Genomic DNA, 21,266 nt, shown 5'->3' on the forward strand with positions numbered 1-21,266 from the left:
CAAAGGCTCCATGATCAGTTCGGCTCGGTCATGGGGCGGGTGGCGCAGCCTTGTCCGCTGGATGTGACGTCGAGGCAGATTGTGGCCGGAATTCGCTTCACCAGTTTGTTGATCGTGGTGACGACGACGTTCCCGTTCTCGACCGACGTGACGATTCCAGCGATTTTCTTGTCCCGACTTTCCGTCCACACTGGGGCGCCGAGGATTTCAGGAACAGCTCTCGCAACGTCTTCGGGACGCACGATGAAGGAGTTGTTCGCCGTGGTGGTCCTCGCTGTTCCGCACCCGACTCTGCTGACGCTGAGTTCTGGTCTGGTTGCGGAGTAGCCCCAGCACAATCTCGGTGCGCCGTACTTGTCGATCCAGCTAGAGGCGTCGTTGGCGACCTCTTCGGAGATTCTGACTTGTCCGTTCGGGAGGACGCCGAGCGACCCGAACTCGCTTGGTTGGGTCTCGACCCATATGATCGACACGTCGGGATCTCCTGGGACGTTGTGGAGCGGGCCACCCGCGACGACGTGCCCGATCAGGACGTTCGTCATGCCGTCGACGACGGCTGATTTGCCTCGGGGCACGTAGAGGACATGGACCTCGGCCTTGTTGGGGGCGCAGCGTCCTGCGGTGAGGATGCCCATCCGTCCGTCGAACTCCCCCGACATGGCGACAACCCAACCAGCGGTGCAGGTCTTCGCGTCCGCCCCGGTCCCGATCGTGATGGGAGATCCTGGGACGAGCTGGTCAATGGACCTGGCGACCTCCGCCTTCTCCCGCGCGTCCTGCGCGGCCTGCTCGTCCTGCGTGTTCGCGGCGGGAACCGGGGCGGGGCTCCTCACACCGCCACGTTGGCACGAGGTCAAAGCCAAGACTGTGGCGAGACAGCTCATAGTGGCCACCGCTGTGAAGAACGTGCTCATCAACGCGGTTCGCTGCGGAAGGGTGAAGGTTCGCATCAAGATCACGCCTCCTTCACGTATTGAATGATGGCTTTGCGCTCGGACTCCCGCACGACGTCGAGGCGGCGCCAGCCCTCCCGACCCAACGAGTTCGACTTCTGCTCGATGTCCATGTCCAGAGTCGAGGTGTTCTTGATGATCACGGTCTTGAACTGCTTGGCCATTGGTGTTCCTCTTCGTGCGGCGGTGGTGTGGTGGTGTTTGGCCTGGTGGCGGCCACCTCGACATCGTATCCACTTATAAGTCAATTTGTCTACTTATAAGTCACTGCGTCAGGATCGGGGGCGCGGCCATCCTGGACACATGAGCACGTCCAGCAGGAAAGCGGCGGAAACCGACAGGGCGCTCGAAGCACGGCTCGCCGCCCAAGCCGAGAAGGTGGACGTCGCCTCGCTCGCCATCGAGCTCGGACGCGTCAGAGTCGCAAAGAAGCTCACCCTCGACAACCTCGAAGCCCGCACAGGCATCCCACGCAACACCATCTCGCGCTACGAGCACGGCAAACTCAACCCCACCGCCAAAGCCCTCCTCAAGTTGAGCATCGGACTGGAGGAGAACATCAGCGAACTCGTCAAACCCCTCGACCACCTCCCCAAGACCGCCGCGACAGCGGAAAACTAGCTGCGCCTCTCCTGTAGCAGTGCGATGGTTTCGCCGAGCGTCGAGTCGGGGGTGAGGCCGAGCTGGTCGTGGGACTTCCATCCCCAACCGTCCCGTAGTTGCCCGTCCCTGTGCCCGAGGAGCTGGATTTTCCCCGCGTCGTCTTGGAAGACGGCCAAGAGGGAACCGCCCGCTGGGGTTTGCGCCCCGAGCCAGGACATGGGGTCGGTGGACAACGCGGCGACGATCAGCCTGCCCGCCCCCTCTGTGGATTCGGGGAGGAGGGGGAAGAGCTCTCGTCTGAGCGCGGCCCGCACCGCGGGGTCGTCATTGCCGACCGTGTTCGGGGGTTTTGGGGTGAGGACCGCGGCGAGGGCGCGGAAGAGCAGTTCGCGGCGTGTCGCGTCGGTCGGCCTGATCTGATAGCGGATCGAGTACACCAGCTCCCCGTCCATCACCACCCTTGCCTCGACATGGGTGTGGACGTGCCGTTCCGCATACGCGTAGGAGAGCATGCGCGCCGCCAGCCTGGTCGGGTCGAGCCCGTCCGCGGCGTCGGGACCGGCCAGGTCTCCTTGCGGGGAGTAGAACGTGGAGGGCTGCGCCGCGAACCGCACGAGCTCGTCGTTCTCGTACTCCCACGGGAACACCAACACCAGGTGCAGCGCGGGATCATCGTCACGTCTCTTCGGATTGTCGGGGCTCGGGCCGCGAGGCCCGGGGGCGGGCCTGATATCGACGGCGGCGACCACGTCCATCAGGTCGGCGCCCAGAATCTCCGCCATCGCCTCGGACTGCTCCACGCTCGCCACCGCGACGCCGCGCTCCCACCGAGACACATGCGCCTGGGAGACGCCCAGCTTTTTCGCCAACGCGCGTTGGCTCAACCCTGCGCGGGCGCGCAGCATCACCAATCCTGAAGCCCCTTCGAGGGGTTGGAAGAGGTCTTCCACCTCCAGGCCGAGCAGGACCGCGAGCCGTTTCACCTTCGCGGGCGTCGGGACGACCCCCTGGTCCTCCCACAGGGCGACCATGTCGGGGCTCGCCCCCGTGTCGCGGGCGAGAGCGGCCCTGGTGAGGCCCGCGTGTTCGCGGGCCTCCCGCAGCCGCGCGGCGTCGAACACGCCCGTGGGTCGCACTGGCACGCGCGGCTCCTCTCGGCTGGTGTTCAACCGACGATAACAGATACCTAATCTTGAAACCTCGACGATTGTCAGACCCCGTTGCTAGCGTCATGTCCAGAATCAAAATCTAGGAGAACCACACGACCCGCCATCCCTGAACCCGCCCCTGGAACGAAAGAAACCGCGAAGCGGGAACTTCGCGGCCTTTCCATCATTGCCCCTATTCCGAGTTGACGCTCGAAGGGGCGAAGCGCCCAGGCCGAAGCCCGGACCAATATTCCGTAACAAACCCCGCAGGAAGGGGCAATCTTGAGTCTAACACGCCCGAAACCAGAACAAGCACCCCCACACCCACGACAGAGACGAGGACTCCGATGAGCCCCGCCGTCAAGGGCGGAAAGCCCTCGGGACTTTCTCCCGCCGTCGCGGAGCGGATCGCCAACTACACGCCGAGGAAAATCTCGCCAGACGTGTGGACCGTCATCGCCCCGTTCGTGCGCTCCACGGTCACGGACTTCGCGGCTATCTGCGTCCGCGCCGTCGACTACTCGCTCCCTCCAACGACACGGCTGGTCGCCTGGTGCCACAACCAGGGCTACCCGTTGGAGCGAGCCGTGGTGCTCGACCGCCACACCATCGCGTTGTTCGTCGAAGACTACTACAAAGTCAGAACGCTCCGCACGCGTAGGAACATTCGGTCGGCGCTGATGCGGATAGGCAGGGTCTTGGTGCCAGAGGCGTACCCGCAGCCCCTGCCCCCCATAGCCAAAAGCCCTGTGGCCGCCCCGTACACCACGGCGGAGCAGGCCGCTTTGCGGTCTTGGGCGCGTGGTGGCAGGACAACGTACAGGAGGGAGCAGTCCGCCTTGCTCCTCGCCCTGGGGATCGGAGCCGGGTTGACGCGCGCCGACGTCGAACACCTTCTCGTCAAACACGTCACCGTGGATCAAGACGGCGTGCTCATCGACATCGTCGGCGGCAGGCATCCCCGCATGGTTCCTATGCTGCGCGACTGGGAGCAAGCCGTCGTCGACGTCGTGAACTCGGGGCGCGACCCCGACACCTACTTGGTGCTGCCCCGAGCGAAGTCAAGGTCGAAAAACCTGACGAACACGCATAAAGTCTACGGTGCGGGAGCCCCCTCCACGATACGGATGAGAGCCACCTGGATGGCTGCGCACCTTGTGAACGGGGTGCCGATAAAAGCGTTCCTCGACGCCTCGGGCATCGGAAACCTCGAGAGCGCGGAAAGAATCCTGTCGATCCTGCCCGACCCCGACCCCGTGGTGGCGCGGAGGGCGTTGCGCGGGGAGGCGGGCTGGACGTGACCGTTCACCAAGAGGACGCGGAGCTCGAACGCAAGATCGTCGAGCTGCTGCCCTCCAGCTCTGGAGCGCGCACACGTAAGGGCTGGCATTCGACTGGGACCGTCGAGCTCGCCGCCAAGCTGGTGGACGCCTCAGGCGTCGTGGAGAAAGCCCATGAGTGGCGGTGTCAGGACGACGCCTGGTCGAGGGCGAAGCGCCCGGTCAAGGACGAGCAGCGCGACCCTGGCTTCGGGAAACGTGGCGGGCGCCCAGCCATGTTCACCACCCGCCAAGTCCTCATTATTATGCTCCTGCACTCAGTGACCGGTGAGCCCCTGTTGATCAAGGAGCTGGCTACAACCGTCCATGAGCGTTTGAACCCCAGGAGTCGGGAACTGCTCGGCCTCCCTGCCGATCCCAGCGATATGAACTGTGGCCAGGTGTACACGAACTTCCGCAGGGCGCTCCGCAGGTTCCTCGACGCCATCGACTCAGCCCCCCACAGCACGGGAAGAAGGCTGCGGTACTCGGAGGTGTTGCGCATTCGGGCGATGCGCGCCGAGGAGTCCGAGAACCTCGCGGAAAAGTCCAGCCGAGGCAGTTGGGTCGCCAATCAACTGCTCCACATGACGTACCTCTACCTCCCGAAAGAAGTCCGCGCCAACTGGCGGGGCACGATCTCGGTGGACGGGACGGCGGTCCCAGTGTGGGGGAAAGCTGGTTCACCTGGTGCGAAAAAACGCACCCTTGACTCGATGTGCTCCCCCGAGTTCGACGCGGGATGGCACTCTCGAACCGCGGAGGACCACAACGGCGAGAAGAACAAGGACCACAACGGCGACAAGGGCCGCAAACGCCTTAAACGAACCCAGGAAGAGTTCAAATGGGCGTACGAGGCGACCATCGCGGTGATGGCCGAAGACCCTGACTGTGTGACAGACTTCCCGAAACTCGCGCTGTCCGTGAGCCTGGAGAAGCCAGCGGGGAGGGTCGCTGAGAACGCGATGGTGTGCGTCGGAGCGATTGTGGACCGCGGCCTCCCGATCAACTACTTTGTCGGGGACCGGGCGTACCTCCCTCACTCCGATGTCGACAAACTCCAAGGACCGCTCAAAGCACTCGGGTACAAGTTCGTCGCGGATTTAAGATCCGACCAGCTCGGAATCCAAGGCCAACACGCGGGGGCACTACTGGTTGAGGGGACTTGGTACTGCCCGAGCATGCCGACCGCTCTGATCGAAGCCAGTATCGACCACCTGAACAAGAAGATCAGCGACGACACGTATCAGCGGTTGATCGACGCGCGGCGCGACTACATGTTGCAGACCAAGGAGAAAGCGGATTCGAACGGCGTTGTGCAGATGCGGTGTCCCGCGATGGGGCCGAACCCCACGGTCGATTGCCCCTTGAAACCTCAGAAGCAGACATCGGTCGGTCTCGGGATCCCGAAGCTCCGCACCAAGATCATCAAACCCCCGAAGCATCCCGACAGGATCTGCTCGAACCGTTCGTCGGTCGCGTTCGGCCCCGACGCGGGGGCGAACGAAGCGGGGTTGAAGTACGGACAAGCTGTCCCGTACCGCAGCAAGGAGTGGCACACGTTGTACCAGACGCCGCGCAGCACCATCGAGGGGTTGAACGCGATGGTCAAAGACGAGGGGAAGGGCGCTCTCGGAAGCGCTGGACGCAGAAGAGCGCGCGGCTACACCTTCCAGTCTTTGTGCGTGGCCGTCCTATTGGCAGGCGCGAACATCAGGATGATCGACAGTTTCCTCGCCAAACCGATCAAGACCACCGCCGAGCGGATCGTCGCCCGCACAGACAGGAGGCGAAGGAAGCAGACTCTCGACTCCTACCGTCAACGAGCCAACGCTCCCCCGCTGGTCGGTCCCGCCGCCGAGGCCGCGAACTAGCCACTCCGAGAGGAGTGGCTACAGGTCGTCGGGCAAATCCGAAAAACCAGTCTTCCAGCGGTGAAAACCGAGCCCCGAACAGCAAAAATCCTCCCCCGATCAATCTCGGGGGAGGATTTTTGTCTATCCATCGCAACAGCGAGCCGCCGTCATGAGGTTCTGCAACTAAGACCAGCTCAGTAATGCAAACAACCCTGAGTGCCCCAGGTGGGATTCGAACCCACACTGTACGGGTTTTGAGTCCGTCGCCTCTACCGTTGGGCTACCGGGGCATGTGCGACGTTCGACTATAGCGGACGGCACGAGATTTGGCGAACGGCTCCCGAAGGGCGTCGACTGCGGCGAATGGTGTCGTCGCGCCCCGCGTCGGCGACCCCTGTGTAGTAGCCTCTAGCTCGATGTCTACTCCTCCGAGCCTTGCGACCACGCCGAAGCTGCTCACCGGCTGGGCGCGCACGGCTGCCACCAGAGCAGAGGTGCTGTCCGTCGTCGATCCGCAGCAGGCGGTCGACGCGGTCGCCGCCGTCGCGCAGCACAACGCCGATGTCGCCCCCGCGAAGCGGCGCGGAGTCCTCGCGAGGGGCCTCGGGCGCTCGTACGGGGACCACGCGCTCAACGCGGGCGGGGTCGTGCTCGACATGACCGGGCTGAGCAAAGTGCACTCGATCAGCGCCGAGACCCGGATCGCCGACGTCGACGCCGGGGTGAGCCTCGACCTGCTCATGAAGGTCGGACTGCCGCTCGGCCTGTGGGTGCCCGTCCTGCCCGGCACGCGCCAGGTGACGGTCGGCGGCGCGATCGGCAGCGACATCCACGGCAAGAACCACCACAGCGCGGGCAGCTTCGGCAACCACGTGCGCTCCATCGACCTCCTGCTCGCGAGCGGCGAGGTCCGGACCATCGCGCCGGAGGGCCCGGACTCGGCCCTGTTCTGGGCGACCGTCGGCGGCTGCGGCCTGACCGGGGTGGTCCTGCGGGCCAAGATCGAGATGACTCCCACCGAGACCGCGTACTTCATCGCGGACGGCGACGTCCCTGCCTCGCTGGAGGAGACCATCGCGCTGCACAGCGACGGCTCGGACGCGAACTACACCTATTCCTCCGCATGGTTCGACGCGATCTCCGCGCCGCCGAAGCTGGGACGTTCGGTCGTCTCGCGCGGATCGCTCGCCACGGTCGACCAACTGCCGGTCGAGCTGCAGAAGGACCCGCTCAAGTTCGACGCGCCGCAGCTGTTCACCGCGCCCGACGTGTTCCCGAACGGCCTGGCCAACAAGCTCACCTTCGGCCCGCTGACCGCCGTTTGGTACAAGCTCGGCAAAAGCTACCGGGGCAAGGTCCAGAACTTGACGCAGTTCTACCACCCGCTCGACATGATCGGCGAGTGGAACCGGGGCTACGGCACGAACGGCTTCCTGCAGTACCAGTTCATCGTCCCCCCCGAGGCGGTCGAGGAGTTCAAGCGGATCATCGTGGACATCCAGGCCTCGGGCCACGTGTCCTTCTTGAACGTGTTCAAGCTCTTCGGGCCGGGGAACCAGGCGCCGCTGTCCTTCCCGATCAGCGGCTGGAACATCTGCGTGGACTTCCCGATCAAACCCGGCCTGCACGAGTTCCTGAGCGGCCTCGACGCGCGGATCTTGCAGTTCGGGGGGCGCGTGTACACCGCGAAGGACTCCCGCGTCGCCCCCGAGACCTTCCACGCCATGTACCCGAGGATCGGCGAGTGGATCGATGTCCGCCGCTCCGTCGACCCCGACGGTGTGTTCACCTCTGACCTGGGCAGAAGATTGGAGCTCATTTAAATGATCAACGCTGTCGGCGTTCCCAAGTCCCTGCTGCTGCTCGGCGGCACGTCCGAGATCGCCCTCGCCATCGCCGAGGAGCTGCTCGCCTCCGGCCCGCTCGTCGTGACACTCGCGGCCCGGCCCGGCACAGCGCGGGACGGCGCCGCCAAGCGCCTCGAGGGCAAGGGCGCGAAGGTCCGCGCCGTCGACTTCGAGGCGACCGACTTCGCGAACCACCCCAAGACCATCGAGGCCGCCTTCGAGGCGGGCGACGTCGATGTGAGCGTCGTGGCGTTCGCGGTGCTCGGCGACGCGGAGGAGAACTGGCAGGACCAGGCCAAGGCGGTCGAGCTGGCCCAGGTGAACTACACCGCCTCGTTGTCGGTCGGCGTGCTGCTCGGCGAGCAGATCAAGCGCCAGGGGCACGGACGGATCATCGCCCTCTCCTCGGTCGCGGGCGAGCGGGTGCGCCGGGCGAACTTCGTCTACGGCTCCTCCAAAGCCGGGTTCGACGGCTTCTACCTCGGCCTCGGCGAGGCGCTCGCGGAGCATGGCGGCAAAGTCACCGTCGTGCGCCCCGGCCAGGTCCGCACCAAGCTGAGCGCCGGGCACGCGCCCGCCCCGCTCACTGTGGACGCGGTCGACGTCGCCAAGGCCGCCGTGGCCGGGATGCGCGCGGGCAAGGAGATCGTCTGGGTCCCCTTCGCGTTCCGCTTCGTCATGAGCGCGTTCCGCCACACCCCCCGGGCCATCTTCCGCAAACTGCCGGTGTGATCGACAGGCGGCTTCGGGCTCTCCAGCCGGCTCTCGCGCTCGCGGTGGCGGCGGTGGTCAGCCTCGTCGGCTTCAAGGCCGTCGCCATGGTCCGGTGGCCCTCGTACAACAACTCGTACGTCCCGTACGCCGCCACCACGGCTGGCCAGCTCGTCTGCCTCGCCCTGGCTCTCTTGGCCGCGCTCAGGCTCAGGAGCGGGAAACCCTGGGGAGAGCAGCTGGCGTGGCTGTCCATCTCGGGTTTCGCCGCCGCGACGCTGACCCTGCCGCTCGGCTCCACCCGGCTGTTCCTCTTCGGGATCACCATCGACCCGCAGTTCCGCACCTCGTACCTGACGAGGTTCGCGGACTCCCCCGCGCTCGCGGACATGACCTACCCGGACATGCCGCCGTACTACCCGCCCGCGTGGTTCTGGGTCGGCGGCCAGCTCGCGCACCTCGCGGGATGGCCGGGCTGGGCCGCGTACAAGCCGTACTCGATCCTGAGCATCGCGGTCGCGGCGGTCGGGACGTACCTGCTCTGGTCGAAGGTCCTGCGCAGAGACCGCGCGCTCGTCGTGGCGCTGGCCGAGACCGCCGTGATCATCGTGCACGGCTCCCCGGAGCCGTACGGAGCCGTCCTCGCCCTCCCGCTGCCCGCCGTCCTCGTGATCGCGTATCGGGCATTGCGACGCGGCGGGCGGGGCGTGTGGGGTGTCGGCGTCTACCTCGGGCTCGCGGCGCTCACATACACGCTCTACGCGGGCTACGCGGCGCTGGCCGTCTTCCTCCTCGCCGTCTCGGCGGGGCGGCGCGGCGGCAGGCCCGCGTACAAGCGCCTCGCGGGCATGGCCGCCGTCTCCATCCCCATTGCGCTCGTCAGCTGGGGGCCGTGGCTCTACGCGGCGCTGCGCCATCCACCCGCGACGGATATGGCCCCCCGGTTCATGATGCGCAACGGGGCGACCCTGTCGCTGCCCATGACCTGGACGTTGATCTCCGGGGCGACATGCCTGGCCGGGACGCTGTGGATCGTCGGGTGGTTCCGCCGCAACCACATCGCCCACGCGCTCGGGATCGCCGCAGCCGCGGCGTACCTGGTGACGTTCGCGTCCTTCCTGCTCTCCCTCAAGGGCACGACGCTCCTCTCGTTCCGCCTGCTCGTGCCGTTGCTGGCCATCCTGGTCGCGGCGGGCGCGCTGGCGTTCCTCCTCGGCGCGCGGGTGCTCGCCGTCCGGCTCCGGGGCGTCGGCGGGCGCAGGTTCGGCCTGCGCCCCATCGCGGCGGCATTCGCGATCGTCGTCGCCGTCTCCTACGCGCAGTCCATGCTCAATCTCATGGTCGAGCCGTTCACCGTCGCGAACACCGACACCGACGGCGACGGCAAGCGGGGCGACGGGCGGGCCCCCGACGAGGGGCAGTACTACCGCGACATCGACCAGGCGATCCGCCAGGCCACCGGCAAACAGCCCCGCGACCTCGAAGTCCTCACCGCCGACTACGGCTTCCTCGCGATCTACCCGTACTGGGGCTTCCAGGCGCTCACCCCCCACTACGCCAACCCGCTCGCGCATTTCGCCGACCGCTCGGCGGCGATCAAGTCCTGGGCGAGGCTCGCCAGCTCGGCGGAGCTCGTCAAGGCCTGGGACGCGTCGCCGTGGCGGGCGCCCGACGTGGTCCTCTTCCGGCGGGGCGCGGACGGGAAGTACCTCCTGCGGCTCTCCGTTGACATCTTCCCGAACCAGCCCAACGTGGTCCGCGAGGACGTGGCATTCGACCCGAAGCTCTTCTCCCCCGACCGCTTCACCACCCGCGACTACGGGCCCTTCGCCGTCGTGATCCGGCGTTCCTGACGCCCAGCTGGCGCCTCGCGGTGTTATCGGAGTCTCATGTACGCTCCGCCTCCCCAGTACATATCGACTCCTGCTGCCTTGCGGTGCATCCAGCCGGATCGTCAGGAATGCACACCCGGATGGCGCCTCGCGGGAACTTCCGCCCCCCGCCGCGCGTTCTAGGTATATATTGCGTAAAGCTAAACAACTGCGAGTCAAAGGGGCAGACAGATGGCTAGGACAGACGGCGACGACTGGGACCTCTCCGAATCGGTCGGCGTCACCGCGCTCGGGGTCGCCGCAGGTCGCGCGGCCGAGACGGCGAGCGAGCATCCTCTGGTCAAAGACCCGTACGCGCAGCTGCTCGTGGACGGCGTGCCGAACAACCCGCTCGCCAAGTACACCTCTGGGACGCTCATGGCGGAGCTCGCGAAGACCAATCCGCTCGTCTTGGCCGCCCAGCAGGCCATGCAGGGCTACCTCGCCAGCCGCACCAAGTTCTTCGACGACTTCTTCCTCGATTCGGCGCGGGCGGGCGCCCGCCAGGCCGTGATCCTCGCCTCCGGGCTCGACGCCCGCGCCTGGCGGCTCGACTGGCCCGAGGGGACGCGCGTTTTCGAGCTCGACCTGCCGAGGGTCCTCGCCTACAAGTCCGAGACGCTGGCCCGGCACGGGGCCAAGCCTTCCGCAGCTCTGGTGGAAGTGCCGGTCGACCTGCGCGACGACTGGCCGAAGGCGTTGGTCGAGGCGGGCTTCGACCCGGAGGCCCCGAGCGCGTGGAGCGCCGAAGGCCTCCTGCCGTATCTGCCGGGCCCGGCCCAGGACCTGCTGTTCGAGCGGATCGCCGCGCTCGCGGCTCCGGGCAGCCGGGTCGCCATTGAGGCCTTCGACCCCGCCGCGTTCGGCGATCAGGCCCAGCAGCAATGGCAGCAGACCCAGGAGCAGATGAAAGAGCACGGGCTCGACTTCGACATCAAAGACCTCGTCTACCTCGACGACGAGCGAGCCGAGCCGGTCGCGTGGTTCGCCGGACGCGGCTGGGCGGCGACCAGCGCCACCGCTGCCGAGCTCATGGCGAGCAATGGCCGAGCCCCGGACCCGCAAGTCGCGGACACCACGCCCAAGAGCTACTTCGTCACCGCGACGAAAGGCTGAACGATGGGCCGCTCGGACAACGACAGCTGGTCGATCACCGAATCGGTCGGAGCCACCGCGCTCATGGTGGCGACCGGACGCGCTCTGGAGACGCGCCGCCCGCAGCCGCTCGCCTCGGACCCGTTCGCCGAGATATTCGTGCGAGCCGCGGGCGACGGGTTCTGGGCCAAAGCGCTCGACGGGGAGGTTCGGCTCGACAGCCTCCCGCAGTCGCAGTTCAGCGACCGCATCCGCGACCACATGGCGGTCCGCACGAGGTTCTTCGACGACTTCTTCGCCGAGGCCGCGTCCGAGGGAGTGCGCCAGATCGTCATCCTCGCGGCGGGACTGGACTCCCGCGCCTGGCGGCTCGACTGGCCGGACGGCACGGCCGTCTACGAGCTCGACCAGCCCCAGGTGCTCGACTTCAAGACCCGGACGCTTGCCGGGCACGAGCCGAAGGCGCGCTACGCGCCGATCTCGGTCGACCTGCGCGACGACTGGCCCGCCGCCCTGGCAGGGGCGGGCTTCGACGCCGCTCGGCCCACCGCCTGGCTCGCCGAAGGGCTGCTCGCGTACCTGCCCGCGCGGACGCAGGACCTGCTGTTCGAGCGGATCGCGGCGCTCTCGGCCCCGGGCAGCCGGGTCGGGGTGAACACCCGGATCGGCGGGAGCTACGCCGCAGAGCGCCCGGTCTGGCAGAAGGCCAGAGAGGAGCTCGCCGCACAAGGCCTCGACTTGAACATGCAGGACCTCATCTACTCCGAAGACCGCGACGACCCGGCGGACTGGCTGGCCGCGCGCGGCTGGCAGACGAGCTCCCACACGGACGAGGAGCTGCTCGACCAAGCAGGCAGGCCGCACCCCGCAGGCGACGAGGACCAGCTCCCCCGGATCCAGTACATCCGCGCCGCCCTGCGAGGCGAAACGGACTGACCCGGCGAGGAACGAGCAGCGCCGCCCGATGACAACGAACAACAAGAACAACAGACCCTACGAACGGAGCCCCCATGGCCAGGACTGACAACGACACGTGGACTATCGCCGAATCGGTCGGCGCGACCGCCGTCATGGTGGCCGCCGGACGCGCGATGGCCACCAACGCGGAGCACCCGATCATCTCCGACCAGTTCGCGCAGCCGCTCGTCGACGCCGTCGGGGTGGAGTTCTGGAGCAAGTTCGCCGCAGGCGAGATCGTGGTCGGAGAGGAGGACGCGAAGCAGTTCGGCTCGCCCGCCGTCCTCGCGGACTCCATGGCGGTGCGCACGAAGTTCTTCGACGCGTTCTTCGCCTCGGCGGGCAGCGGCGGCGTCCGGCAGGCGGTGATCCTCGCCTCCGGACTGGACTCCCGCGCCTACCGGCTCGGCTGGCCCGACGGCACGACCGTCTACGAGCTCGACCAGCCGCAGGTGATCGAGTTCAAGACCAGCACACTCGCCAAGCTCGGCGCCCAGCCGACCGCGAAACGGGCAGCGATCCCCGTCGACCTGCGCCACGACTGGCCGCAGGCCATCGCAGCCGCGGGCTTCGACGCGGCGGCGCCGAGCGCGTGGAGCGCGGAAGGCCTCACGCCGTATCTGCCCGCCGACGCCGAGCGGCTGCTGTACGAGCGGATCGACGCCCTCGCCGCGCCGGGCAGCCTGGTCGCGGTCGAGTACATCAAGAATCTGCACGAGCTGCCCGCCGGCCGGTTCAAAGAAGCGGCGAAACGGTTCGCGGCGCTCGGGCTCGACCTCGATATGGAAAACTTGTTCTACCAAGGGGACGACCGCAGCGACGCGGCGGAATGGTTCGCCGAGCGCGGCTGGGCGGTCGAGACCGTCACCAGCAGCCAGCTGCTGGAGCAATCGGGCCTCCCGGTCGCCGACCGGCAGCGGCAATTCGGCGACGCGACCTATTTGACCGCGCGAAAGAGCTAGACCGCCTCCGCCGGGAAACTGGGCGGATGAGATCCAAGGCGGCAGCCGACGACGCGTACGGGAGACGGCGAGGAACGAGCCATGGTACGCGAGAAGGCGACAACGCAGGAGATCGCCGTCCTGTCTCCCGGCGGCGTACGCTGGGGACATGTACGCCCTAACCCTCTTGGTGGCGGGGCTCTTCTTGGCTGCCGCCGAGCTCGCTTCCGGTGATTTCTGGCTGCTTATGCTGGCGGGCGGCGCATTTGCCGCCGCCGGGACGGAGGCTGTGGCCGGGCCGGGGGCATTCGTCCTCGACACCGTGGTGTTCGCCGCCGTCTCGGTCTTCTTGATCGGGGCGATCCGGCCATTGCTCAAACGCAGGCTCGCCGTGCCGCTCATCAAGACCAACGCGGGCGCGCTCGAGGGCAAGCCCGCGATCGTGGTGGCCGAAGTCGGCCCGGACTCCGGGCTGGTGAAGATCGGCGGCCAGGAATGGACGGCGCGCCCGTTCTTCTCCTCGGAGCGGTTCGGCGCGGGCGAGCCGGTCGTCGTGGTCGTGGTCGACGGGGCAACCGCCCTCGTGCAGCGCGGCGCGTAGCGGGCCGCGCCGAGCGCCCGCCCGGCGGCGATCAAGAGAGTAGGATCACAGCATGTCGCCAACTCTGGGAATCGCCGTCCTCGTGGTCGCGATCGTGGTGCTGCTCGTCGCGTTCCTGCGCAAGACCGTGCTCCTCGTGCCGCAGTCCCAGGCCGCGATCGTCGAACGGCTCGGCCGGTACTCGCGGACGGTCTCCGCGCAACTGACCCTCCTCGCGCCGTTCGTCGACCAAGTCCGCGCCCGGGTCGACCTGCGCGAGCGGGTCATCCCCTTCCCGCCCCAGCCGGTGATCACGGCGGACAACTTGACCGTCCTCATCGACACCGTCGTCTACGTCCAGGTCACCAAGCCCGAGTCGGCGGTGTACGAGATCGAGAACTACATCGTCGGCGTGGAGCAGCTCGCGGCGACCACGATCCGCAACGTCGTCGGCGGGATGACGCTGGAGGCCGCGCTCACCTCCCGCGAGGTCATCAACTCGCAGCTGCGCGGGGTGCTCGACGAGGCGACCGGCCCCTGGGGCATCCGGGTCGCCAGGGTGGAGCTGCGCTCCATCGACCCGCCGCCCTCGGTGCAGGAGTCGATGGAGAAGCAGATGAAGGCGGACCGGGAGAAGCGGGCGACGATCCTGGCCGCCGAAGGCCAGCGCGAGGCCGCGATCCAAACCGCGCAAGGCTCGAAGCAAGCCCAAGTCCTCGCCGCAGAAGGCGCCAAACAGGCCCAGGTGCTCGCCGCCGAGGGCGCGAAGCTGGCCGCGATCCTTGCCGCCGAGGCCGACCGGCAGGCGAACATCCTGCGCGCCGAGGGCGAGCGCGCCGGGGCCTACCTGCGCGGCCAGGGCGAGGCGAAGAGCCTGGAGAAGGTGCTCGGGGCGATCAAGGCGGCCCAGCCCACCCCGGAGCTGCTCGCGTACCAGTACGTGCAGGCGCTCGGGAAAGTCGCCCAAGGCGAGGCGAACAAAGTCTGGGTCCTGCCGACCGACTTCGGCGGGCCGATCCAGGCCTTCTCGAAGCTGTTCGGCACCCCGGCCCCGGACGGCTCCGTCCGCTACCAGCCCAGCCCGCCGGAGCGCGATCCCGTCCCGGTCGAGCACGATTCGCCGGAGATCGCCTCCTGGTTCAAGTCCAACCAAGCGTTCAAGTCCGACCAGGAAGGTTGAGCGGGTAGGGTTCGTCCCTATGCCTGTTTCGACGCACCAGCCCTTCCTCGCCGAGCAGCTCTGCCTGCTCAAGAAGTCCTGCGCTGCGGCGGCCTCCGCCTTGCTCGCCGCCGCCGCGCTCGTGGCCGTTCCCGCGCACGCCGACCCCGCCGACTCCTGCCAGGGCCCGCTCGGCGCCATGACCACCCGGCAAAAGCTCGCCCAACTGCTCATGCCGGGCGTCACCGGCGCCGACGACGCGCGGAACATCGTGGCCCGCGAGCAGATCGGCGGCGTGTTCATCGGCAGCATGACCAGCCATTCGCTGCTCGGCGGGGATATCAGCTCGATCTCTGGCTCCGCTCGCGCGGGGCTGCTCGTCTCCATCGACGAGGAGGGCGGCCGGGTGTCCCGGATCCCCGACCTGATCGGCCAAGCCCCCTCGGCCCGCGTGCTCGCCCAGACCAAGACGCCCGACCAGGTGCGCGCCTTCGCCGCCGACCGGGGCCGCAAGTTGCGCGCGCTCGGGGTCACCGTGGACTTCGCGCCGGACGCGGACGTGTTCAGCGGCGACGCGAACACCGTCATCGGGGACCGCTCGTTCAGCGGCGACCCGCGCACTGCGGGCCAATACGCCGAGGCCTACGCCGAAGGGCTGCGCGACGGCGGCGTGCTGCCGGTGATCAAGCACTTCCCCGGCCACGGCCGGGCTTCCGGCGACTCGCACCAAGGCTCGGTGACCACGCCCTCGCTCGCGGAGCTCCAAGACTTCGACCTCGTCCCGTTCCGCGAGCTCGTCGGCGGGCTCGGCGCGGGGACCGGGGTCATGGTCGGGCACCTCACGGTCCCGGGCCTCACCGAGCCGGGGCTCCCCACGAGCCTCTCCCCCGCGACGTACCGCTTGCTCCGAGACGGCTCCGGCTACGGGGCGGCCGGGTTCGACGGGCCGATCTTCACCGACGACCTCTCCGGCATGAAAGCGGTCTCGGGCCGGTTCGACGTGCCCCACGCGGTGGCCGCCGCGTTGGAGGCGGGCGCGGACGTGGCGCTGTGGCTGTCCACCTCGCAGGTCTCCGCCGTCCTCGACACGTTGGAGCAGGAAGTGGCCTCGGGAGCGTTCCCCCTCGCCCGCGTGGAGGCCTCCGCCCGGCGGGTCCTCGCCGCGAAGGGGATCTCGGCGGGCGGCTGCGCCCCGGCGCCGACCGGGCAGGCGGCACACGCCGGGCCTTCGGACGGCGAGGAGCCTGCCGAGACAGCGCCCTCTGATGAGGCAGAGCCGTCCGACGAGGCAGAACTCCCCGCTCAGGACGGGCCGCCCGCCGAGTGAGCGCCGTGGTCGCGCGACCACGGCGGGAATATCCGAAGCAATAGTTGAATTGGAAGATATATGGCGAACACACCGAAACTCTTCCAGCCGTTCACGCTCCGCGACGTGACCTTCCGCAACCGGGTCTGGCTGTCGCCGATGTGCCAGTACTCGGTCGTCAAAGAGGACGGCGTGCCGTTCGAATGGCACTTGGTGCACCTGGGAGCCCGCGCGGCGGGCGGTTTCGGGCTGGTCGTGGCCGAGGCTGCCGCCGTCACGGCCGACGGGCGCATCTCCCCGCAGGACGTGGGGATATGGAACGACGCGCAGCGCGACGCGTGGCGGCCGATCGTGGACTTCATCCATGGACAGGGCGCGAAAGCCGGGATCCAGATCGCGCACGCGGGCCGCAAAGCCTCCACGTACCGGGGCTTCCCTGGCGAGCCGACCGGGAGCGTGCCGCTCGCCGAGGGCGGCTGGGCGACGGTCGCCCCGTCGCCGGTCCCGTTCGAGGGGTATCCGGAGCCGCACGAGCTCGACAAAGAGCAGATCGGCGAGATCGTCCAGGCCTTCGCCGACGCGGCGAAACGCTCGGACGAGGCGGGGTTCGACGTGGTCGAGATCCACGGCGCGCACGGCTACCTCGCCCACGAGTTCCTCTCTCCGCTGTCGAACAAGCGCGACGACGAGTACGGCGGCGATTTCGCGGGGCGCACGAAGTTCCTGCTCGACACGGTGGACGCGGTGCGACGAGTCTGGCCCGAGGGCAAACCGCTCTTCGTGCGGATCTCCGGGACCGATTGGACCGAGGGCGGCTGGGACGTCGAGCAATCCGGCGAGCTCGCGACGGTCCTCGCCGAGCGCGGCGTGGACCTCGTGGACGTGTCCAGCGGCGGCAACGTCCTCGCGGACATCCCTGTCGGCCCCAACTACCAGGTGCCGCTGGCGACCCATGTGCGCAAGCAGTCGGGCCTGCCGGTCGCCGCGGTCGGCCTCATCACCGAGCCGGAGCAGGCGGAGGCGGTCCTCGACGGCGAGGAGGCCGACGCGGTGTTCATCGCCCGCGCGGCGCTGCGCGAGCCGACCTGGCCGCTGCGGGCCGCCGCGACCCTCGGAGTCACGTGGCGCGACGCCCCGTACCCGGCGCAATACGCCAGGGGGAAGTGGGACGACGTGATCGACGTCGACGCGTGAGCGCCGTCCGAGACGAGTCCGGCCCGAAACCAGCCGAGCCGAGCGCGCCCACAAAATTCATTGCCGAACGCTAAGATTCTCTTGTCTTCAAGCCCAGAACACCCGAGGAGGTTTCGGCGTGCGGAACAGAAAGCGTTTGTGGCTGATCACGGCAGGTCTCGTCGCCTTGGGCAGCCAGCCCGCAGCCGCGGACCCCGGCGCACCCGCGCCTGCGGCGAAAACGGCCTGCAGGACATTGGACAAGCTGCAGGAGAGCATTGACGACGACCTCGACGCGGGCCTCGGCGGCCTGCGCATCGTGTGGAACCGCTCCCCGTTCGACACCGCCAGGCTGTCGAACTCGCGGGACAAAATCCAAATCTTCTCCCACGGCGTCCGTTACTTGCGCGGCATCGACGACGAGACCCCCGTTCCCGGTTTGGCCCCCGTCCTGAGCAGGCTCGAAAGCAGCGCGCAAGACCTGCGGGACTCTGTGGACTCCCTCGCCTACCACGTTGAGGGCTCGTACACTCCCGGCTACGACCAGTACTCCGGGTCCTGGTCGCCCGGATACGACTCGTTGCACAACCCCGCCGAGGGCGACTGGGCCGCGCTGGACTACGCCGACGAGCAGGAGCAGGCGCTCGTGGACCTCGTCGAGAAGCTCCGCGCGAACGGCTGCGCCTGACCGCAGGGTCAGCGCGTGGCCGACTCCCACCAGCGGACGGTGTTCGCATGGGGCCTCGTCGCGTCGACGCGCCGTCCCGGCTCCGGGTACAGCACCCGGAGACCCGCGTGCGCGCGCTGCGCCTCCTGCAGCCGCTCGACAGGCTCGGCCCACGGGTGCGGGGCGAGACGGAACGTCGCCCAGTGGATCGGCAGCATCGGAGCGGCAGGCTTCGCAAGCGCCAGATGCGCCTGGACCGCTTCCTCGGGGTTCATGTGGATCTCGCGCCACAGGTCGTTGTAGGCGCCGATCGGCAGCAGCGTGAGGTCGTGGCGGCCGAGCCGCTCGCCGATCTCCGCGAACGACCTGGTGTGGCCCGAGTCCCCGCCGAAGTAGACCTTGTGCCGGGGCCCCGCGATGCTCCACGAGGCCCAGAGCGAGGTGTTGCGCCGCAGGCCCCGCCCGGAGAAATGCCGCGCGGGCGCGCAGGTGAGCACGAGGTCGCCGACGACGGCCTCTTCCCACCAGCCTCGTTCGACGATCCGGTCGGCCGGGACGCCCCAATGCCGCAGATGCGCGCCAACGCCGAGCGGGGTGACGAACACGGCCTCGGTGCGCTCGGCGAGCACGCGGATGGTCGCGACGTCGAGGTGGTCGTAATGGTCGTGGGAGAGCAGGACGACGTCCAGCTCCGGCACATGCTCCAGCGGCAACGGCGGCGGATGCAGCCGGGCCGGGCCGACGAGCTGGCTCGGCGAGCAACGCCTGCTCCACACCGGATCGGTGAGCACCCGCCTGCCGTCGACCTCGACGAGCACGCTGGCGTGCCCGAACCACGTGGCCGCGAGGTCGCCGGGCTCCACGGGGAACAGCGGACGGACCGTCGGAATGGCGAGGCCCGGCCCGGACGGACGCAGCTGCCGCACGAGCAGATTGGCCGCCTCCCACAGCGAGAGCCTTGCCTCGGAGTCCCCTGGGGCGGACGAGGCCTGCGACACGCTCGGCTCGGGCAGGTTCTCGAACACCTTGCCCGGCTCGGGCCACGGCCCGATCGCGAGCAGCACGTCGCGGGCATGCGCCGTCGCGGCGGCGGCGAGCCCGAAGGACGAGAGGCCGCCCGCCAGGCGGGCGGCGCGCGCGTAGGTCGTCATGCGCCCTCGACCATCATTTGCCTTTGAAAACAGGCGCGCGCTTCTCGATCCGAGACATGAACCCTTCCCGCACGTCCTCGCTGAACAGCAAAGCCTCCGCGGCCTCCGACAGCTCGCGCGACACCGGGCGCTCGAAGTCCTCGCGCAGGATCTGCTTGGTGAGCTTGAGCGAGAGGGGGGCGAGGCCCGCGATGTGCTGCGTCCATTCGAGCGCGGCGGGCAGATCGCCGATCTTGTTCGCGAACCCGCACGCCAGCGCCTGCTCGGACGAGATCTTCTCCGCCGTGTACAGCAGGGTGCGCGCCGTCGGCCCGCCCGCCACGTCCACGAGCCTGCGGATCGACAGCGGGTCGTACGCGACGCCCATCCGGGCGGTCGGGATCTGGACGAACGCCTCCGGAGCCACGACGCGCAGATCGCAGACCAGGGCGAGCTGCACCCCGGCCCCGATGACCGGGCCGTTGATCGCCCCGACGACGGGGACCTCGGTCTGGACGATCGTGCGCAGCAGCTTCATCTGCACCTTCGGGCCCTCGACCGGGTCGGAGTTGGTGAGGTCGGCTCCGGAGCAGAACGTGCTGCCCTGGCCGGTGAGCACGATGGCCCGGACGCCGTCGTCGGAGCCCGCCTCCTCGAACGCGACCGTGAGCTCCTTGATCGTGTCCACGTCGATAGCGTTGCGCTTCTCGGGACGACGCAGCTCGATCACGGTCACATAGCCGTCTCGGGTGACTCCGATCATGAACACAAACTCCTCAGTCCGATGCTTCTCGCTCCGAGCGTACTCGACCAGTCCGCCGATCCCGCCCGGAGGCGGACCCGCGCGACGCGCCATAACTCTCTGCTACCTCCCAGGAAACACTCGGCGAGTTCCCAAACAAGCGTCCTAGGCTCGTCCTCGAAGCCCGGCAGAACTGCCGAGGCCCTCTGAGTAAGAAAAACAAACAACGCCTACATAGGAGACACTCCCATGACTGCCACCTCCCGCATCTCGACGTACGGCATGTTCGCCGCCGCCATCGCGGCAGGAGCGGCCTTCCTCTTCCCCGGCTCCGCCTCGGCGGCCCCGCAGGAGCAGGACGGCTCGGCCCTGGTGAACACGACCTGCTCTGTCGAGCAGATCGACGCTGCCGCCCAGAAAGAAGCCCCGAAGTTCTGGGAGAAGATCAGCTCCGACCCCGAGAAGCTGCAGAAGGCCAACGACCGGTTGCAGGCGTTCCTCGACAAGTCGCCCGAGGAGCGCCAGGCCGCCCTCGGCGAGTTCAAAGAGCGCGCCGCCGAGTGGTCGAAGGACAACCCGGACAAGGCCAAGTGGGCCAAGCAGCACAAGGGCGAGATCCAGGACGCCGTCAACCGCGTCTTCACCACCTGCGACCAGTACTGATCTGCTCAGACGCCCGGTGTGGGCGAGAATACCTCGCCCACACCCGGCTTCTTTGCTACCCTGAGACGACAGTCTCCGCATCTTTGAGAACTGCAACCCCGATACCTCTTCAGGAGAATCCATGTCCCGCCTTCGTTTCCTGTCTCCCGTCTTCGTCGCGGCCGCCGCTGGACTTGCCTTCCCCGCTGTCGCGCACGCCGACATCGAGAGCGACATCGTGAGCACCACGTGTTCGTCCGACCAGATCATCGCCGCGCTGCAGCAGGCCTCCCCCGTCGCCTACGGGCTCCTCACCTCGGACCCGCAGCGCAAGGCCAACGCCCAGTCGCAGCTCGACGCCTTCCTCTCCGCCGCGCCTGCGGCGCGCAAGGCGCAGCTGCACAAGCCGAACCCGGACGGCGGCCCGAGCATCATCACCTCGCTGGTCCAGTACGGCCCCACCACCGAGCAGGTCCTCAACACCTGCAGCCAGTTCTGAGTGTGGCTCGTTTGAGCATGGCGCGCTGGCCCCTCGCGACCGCCCTTGCGGCGTTCGCGGTGGCCAG

At 68.1% G+C, this 21,266-nt stretch carries 21 protein-coding genes and 1 tRNA gene; 16 read left to right on the plus strand and 6 right to left on the minus strand.

Going from position 1 to position 21,266, the window contains the following annotated elements; genetic code table 11:
- Positions 1-14 precede the first annotated feature (14 nt).
- Together ACRC20_RS12350 and ACRC20_RS12355 are read right to left on the minus strand one after the other, a co-directional pair.
- Positions 15-950: a hypothetical protein gene (locus ACRC20_RS12350; RefSeq protein WP_438686673.1), complete on the minus strand. Its 936-nt coding sequence runs from the start codon at positions 948-950 to the stop codon at positions 15-17.
- Positions 951-955: 5 nt separating this feature from the next.
- Positions 956-1,117, minus strand: coding sequence for a hypothetical protein (locus tag ACRC20_RS12355; RefSeq protein WP_438686674.1), 162 nt, complete (start codon positions 1,115-1,117; stop codon positions 956-958).
- A gap of 139 nt (positions 1,118-1,256) precedes the next feature.
- Here ACRC20_RS12355 and ACRC20_RS12360 point away from each other — a divergent pair, with 139 nt between their 5' ends.
- Positions 1,257-1,574, plus strand: coding sequence for a helix-turn-helix domain-containing protein (locus tag ACRC20_RS12360; RefSeq protein WP_438686675.1), 318 nt, complete (start codon positions 1,257-1,259; stop codon positions 1,572-1,574).
- On the opposite strand, the gene ACRC20_RS12365 is transcribed toward ACRC20_RS12360, so the two are convergent.
- The gene (locus tag ACRC20_RS12365) at positions 1,571-2,698 is read right to left on the minus strand and encodes a helix-turn-helix domain-containing protein (RefSeq protein ID WP_438686676.1); all 1,128 of its coding nucleotides are present in this window, start codon (positions 2,696-2,698) and stop codon (positions 1,571-1,573) included. The two genes, ACRC20_RS12360 and ACRC20_RS12365, sit on opposite strands and share 4 nt — an antisense overlap.
- Before the next feature lie 353 nt (positions 2,699-3,051).
- Between ACRC20_RS12365 and ACRC20_RS12370 the strand changes: the two genes are divergently transcribed.
- Together ACRC20_RS12370 and ACRC20_RS12375 are read left to right on the plus strand one after the other, a co-directional pair.
- Positions 3,052-4,005 carry a hypothetical protein gene (locus tag ACRC20_RS12370; RefSeq protein ID WP_438686677.1) on the plus strand — a complete coding sequence of 318 codons (954 nt, stop codon included), beginning with the start codon at positions 3,052-3,054 and terminating at the stop codon, positions 4,003-4,005.
- Positions 4,002-5,897, plus strand: a complete 1,896-nt coding sequence (locus tag ACRC20_RS12375; protein WP_438686678.1) for a hypothetical protein — start codon at positions 4,002-4,004, stop codon at positions 5,895-5,897. The genes ACRC20_RS12370 and ACRC20_RS12375 overlap by 4 nt, the downstream gene beginning before the upstream one ends.
- Positions 5,898-6,096: 199 nt before the next feature.
- Here the strand turns inward: ACRC20_RS12375 and ACRC20_RS12380 are convergent.
- Positions 6,097-6,169 (minus strand) — tRNA-Leu (locus tag ACRC20_RS12380).
- Between the two features lie 126 nt (positions 6,170-6,295).
- Between ACRC20_RS12380 and ACRC20_RS12385 the strand changes: the two genes are divergently transcribed.
- The 11 genes from ACRC20_RS12385 (at position 6,296) to ACRC20_RS12435 (ending at position 18,207) form a co-directional block, all read left to right on the plus strand.
- The gene (locus ACRC20_RS12385) at positions 6,296-7,702 is read left to right on the plus strand and encodes an FAD-binding protein (RefSeq protein WP_438686679.1); all 1,407 of its coding nucleotides are present in this window, start codon (positions 6,296-6,298) and stop codon (positions 7,700-7,702) included.
- Positions 7,703-8,458, plus strand: coding sequence for a decaprenylphospho-beta-D-erythro-pentofuranosid-2-ulose 2-reductase (locus tag ACRC20_RS12390; RefSeq protein WP_438686680.1), 756 nt, complete (start codon positions 7,703-7,705; stop codon positions 8,456-8,458).
- Positions 8,455-10,290, plus strand: coding sequence for an arabinofuranosyltransferase (locus tag ACRC20_RS12395; RefSeq protein WP_438686681.1), 1,836 nt, complete (start codon positions 8,455-8,457; stop codon positions 10,288-10,290). The genes ACRC20_RS12390 and ACRC20_RS12395 overlap by 4 nt, the downstream gene beginning before the upstream one ends.
- A 210-nt stretch (positions 10,291-10,500) precedes the next feature.
- The gene (locus ACRC20_RS12400) at positions 10,501-11,424 is read left to right on the plus strand and encodes an SAM-dependent methyltransferase (protein ID WP_438686682.1); all 924 of its coding nucleotides are present in this window, start codon (positions 10,501-10,503) and stop codon (positions 11,422-11,424) included.
- A 3-nt stretch (positions 11,425-11,427) separates the two neighbouring features.
- Positions 11,428-12,339 (plus strand): class I SAM-dependent methyltransferase, encoded by a 912-nt coding sequence (locus ACRC20_RS12405; protein WP_438686683.1) that lies wholly within the window; start codon positions 11,428-11,430, stop codon positions 12,337-12,339.
- Positions 12,340-12,413: 74 nt separating this feature from the next.
- Positions 12,414-13,322, plus strand: coding sequence for an SAM-dependent methyltransferase (locus tag ACRC20_RS12410; RefSeq protein WP_438686684.1), 909 nt, complete (start codon positions 12,414-12,416; stop codon positions 13,320-13,322).
- A gap of 148 nt (positions 13,323-13,470) precedes the next feature.
- Positions 13,471-13,902 (plus strand): NfeD family protein, encoded by a 432-nt coding sequence (locus tag ACRC20_RS12415; protein ID WP_438686685.1) that lies wholly within the window; start codon positions 13,471-13,473, stop codon positions 13,900-13,902.
- 52 nt (positions 13,903-13,954) lie between these two features.
- Positions 13,955-15,061 (plus strand): SPFH domain-containing protein, encoded by a 1,107-nt coding sequence (locus ACRC20_RS12420; RefSeq protein ID WP_438686686.1) that lies wholly within the window; start codon positions 13,955-13,957, stop codon positions 15,059-15,061.
- Positions 15,062-15,080: 19 nt separating this feature from the next.
- Complete coding sequence (locus ACRC20_RS12425) at positions 15,081-16,367, plus strand: glycoside hydrolase family 3 N-terminal domain-containing protein (RefSeq protein WP_438686687.1); 1,287 nt, start codon at positions 15,081-15,083, stop codon at positions 16,365-16,367.
- Between the two features lie 60 nt (positions 16,368-16,427).
- Entirely contained in the window at positions 16,428-17,540 is a 1,113-nt protein-coding gene (locus ACRC20_RS12430; RefSeq protein WP_438686688.1) for an NADH:flavin oxidoreductase/NADH oxidase, read from the plus strand.
- A 118-nt stretch (positions 17,541-17,658) separates the two neighbouring features.
- The gene (locus tag ACRC20_RS12435) at positions 17,659-18,207 is read left to right on the plus strand and encodes a hypothetical protein (protein WP_438686689.1); all 549 of its coding nucleotides are present in this window, start codon (positions 17,659-17,661) and stop codon (positions 18,205-18,207) included.
- An 8-nt stretch (positions 18,208-18,215) separates the two neighbouring features.
- Here the strand turns inward: ACRC20_RS12435 and ACRC20_RS12440 are convergent, their stop codons facing one another.
- Together ACRC20_RS12440 and ACRC20_RS12445 are read right to left on the minus strand one after the other, a co-directional pair.
- Positions 18,216-19,337: an MBL fold metallo-hydrolase gene (locus ACRC20_RS12440; RefSeq protein WP_438686690.1), complete on the minus strand. Its 1,122-nt coding sequence runs from the start codon at positions 19,335-19,337 to the stop codon at positions 18,216-18,218.
- A 13-nt stretch (positions 19,338-19,350) separates the two neighbouring features.
- Complete coding sequence (locus tag ACRC20_RS12445) at positions 19,351-20,079, minus strand: enoyl-CoA hydratase (RefSeq protein WP_438686698.1); 729 nt, start codon at positions 20,077-20,079, stop codon at positions 19,351-19,353.
- A gap of 228 nt (positions 20,080-20,307) precedes the next feature.
- On the opposite strand from ACRC20_RS12445, the gene ACRC20_RS12450 reads away from it, so the two are divergent.
- The gene (locus ACRC20_RS12450) at positions 20,308-20,721 is read left to right on the plus strand and encodes a hemophore-related protein (RefSeq protein WP_438686691.1); all 414 of its coding nucleotides are present in this window, start codon (positions 20,308-20,310) and stop codon (positions 20,719-20,721) included.
- A 121-nt stretch (positions 20,722-20,842) separates the two neighbouring features.
- Positions 20,843-21,199: a hypothetical protein gene (locus ACRC20_RS12455; protein ID WP_438686692.1), complete on the plus strand. Its 357-nt coding sequence runs from the start codon at positions 20,843-20,845 to the stop codon at positions 21,197-21,199.
- Positions 21,200-21,266 lie beyond the last annotated feature (67 nt).

The organism is Segniliparus sp., from assembly GCF_051660745.1.
Lineage (GTDB): Bacteria > Actinomycetota > Actinomycetes > Mycobacteriales > Mycobacteriaceae > Segniliparus.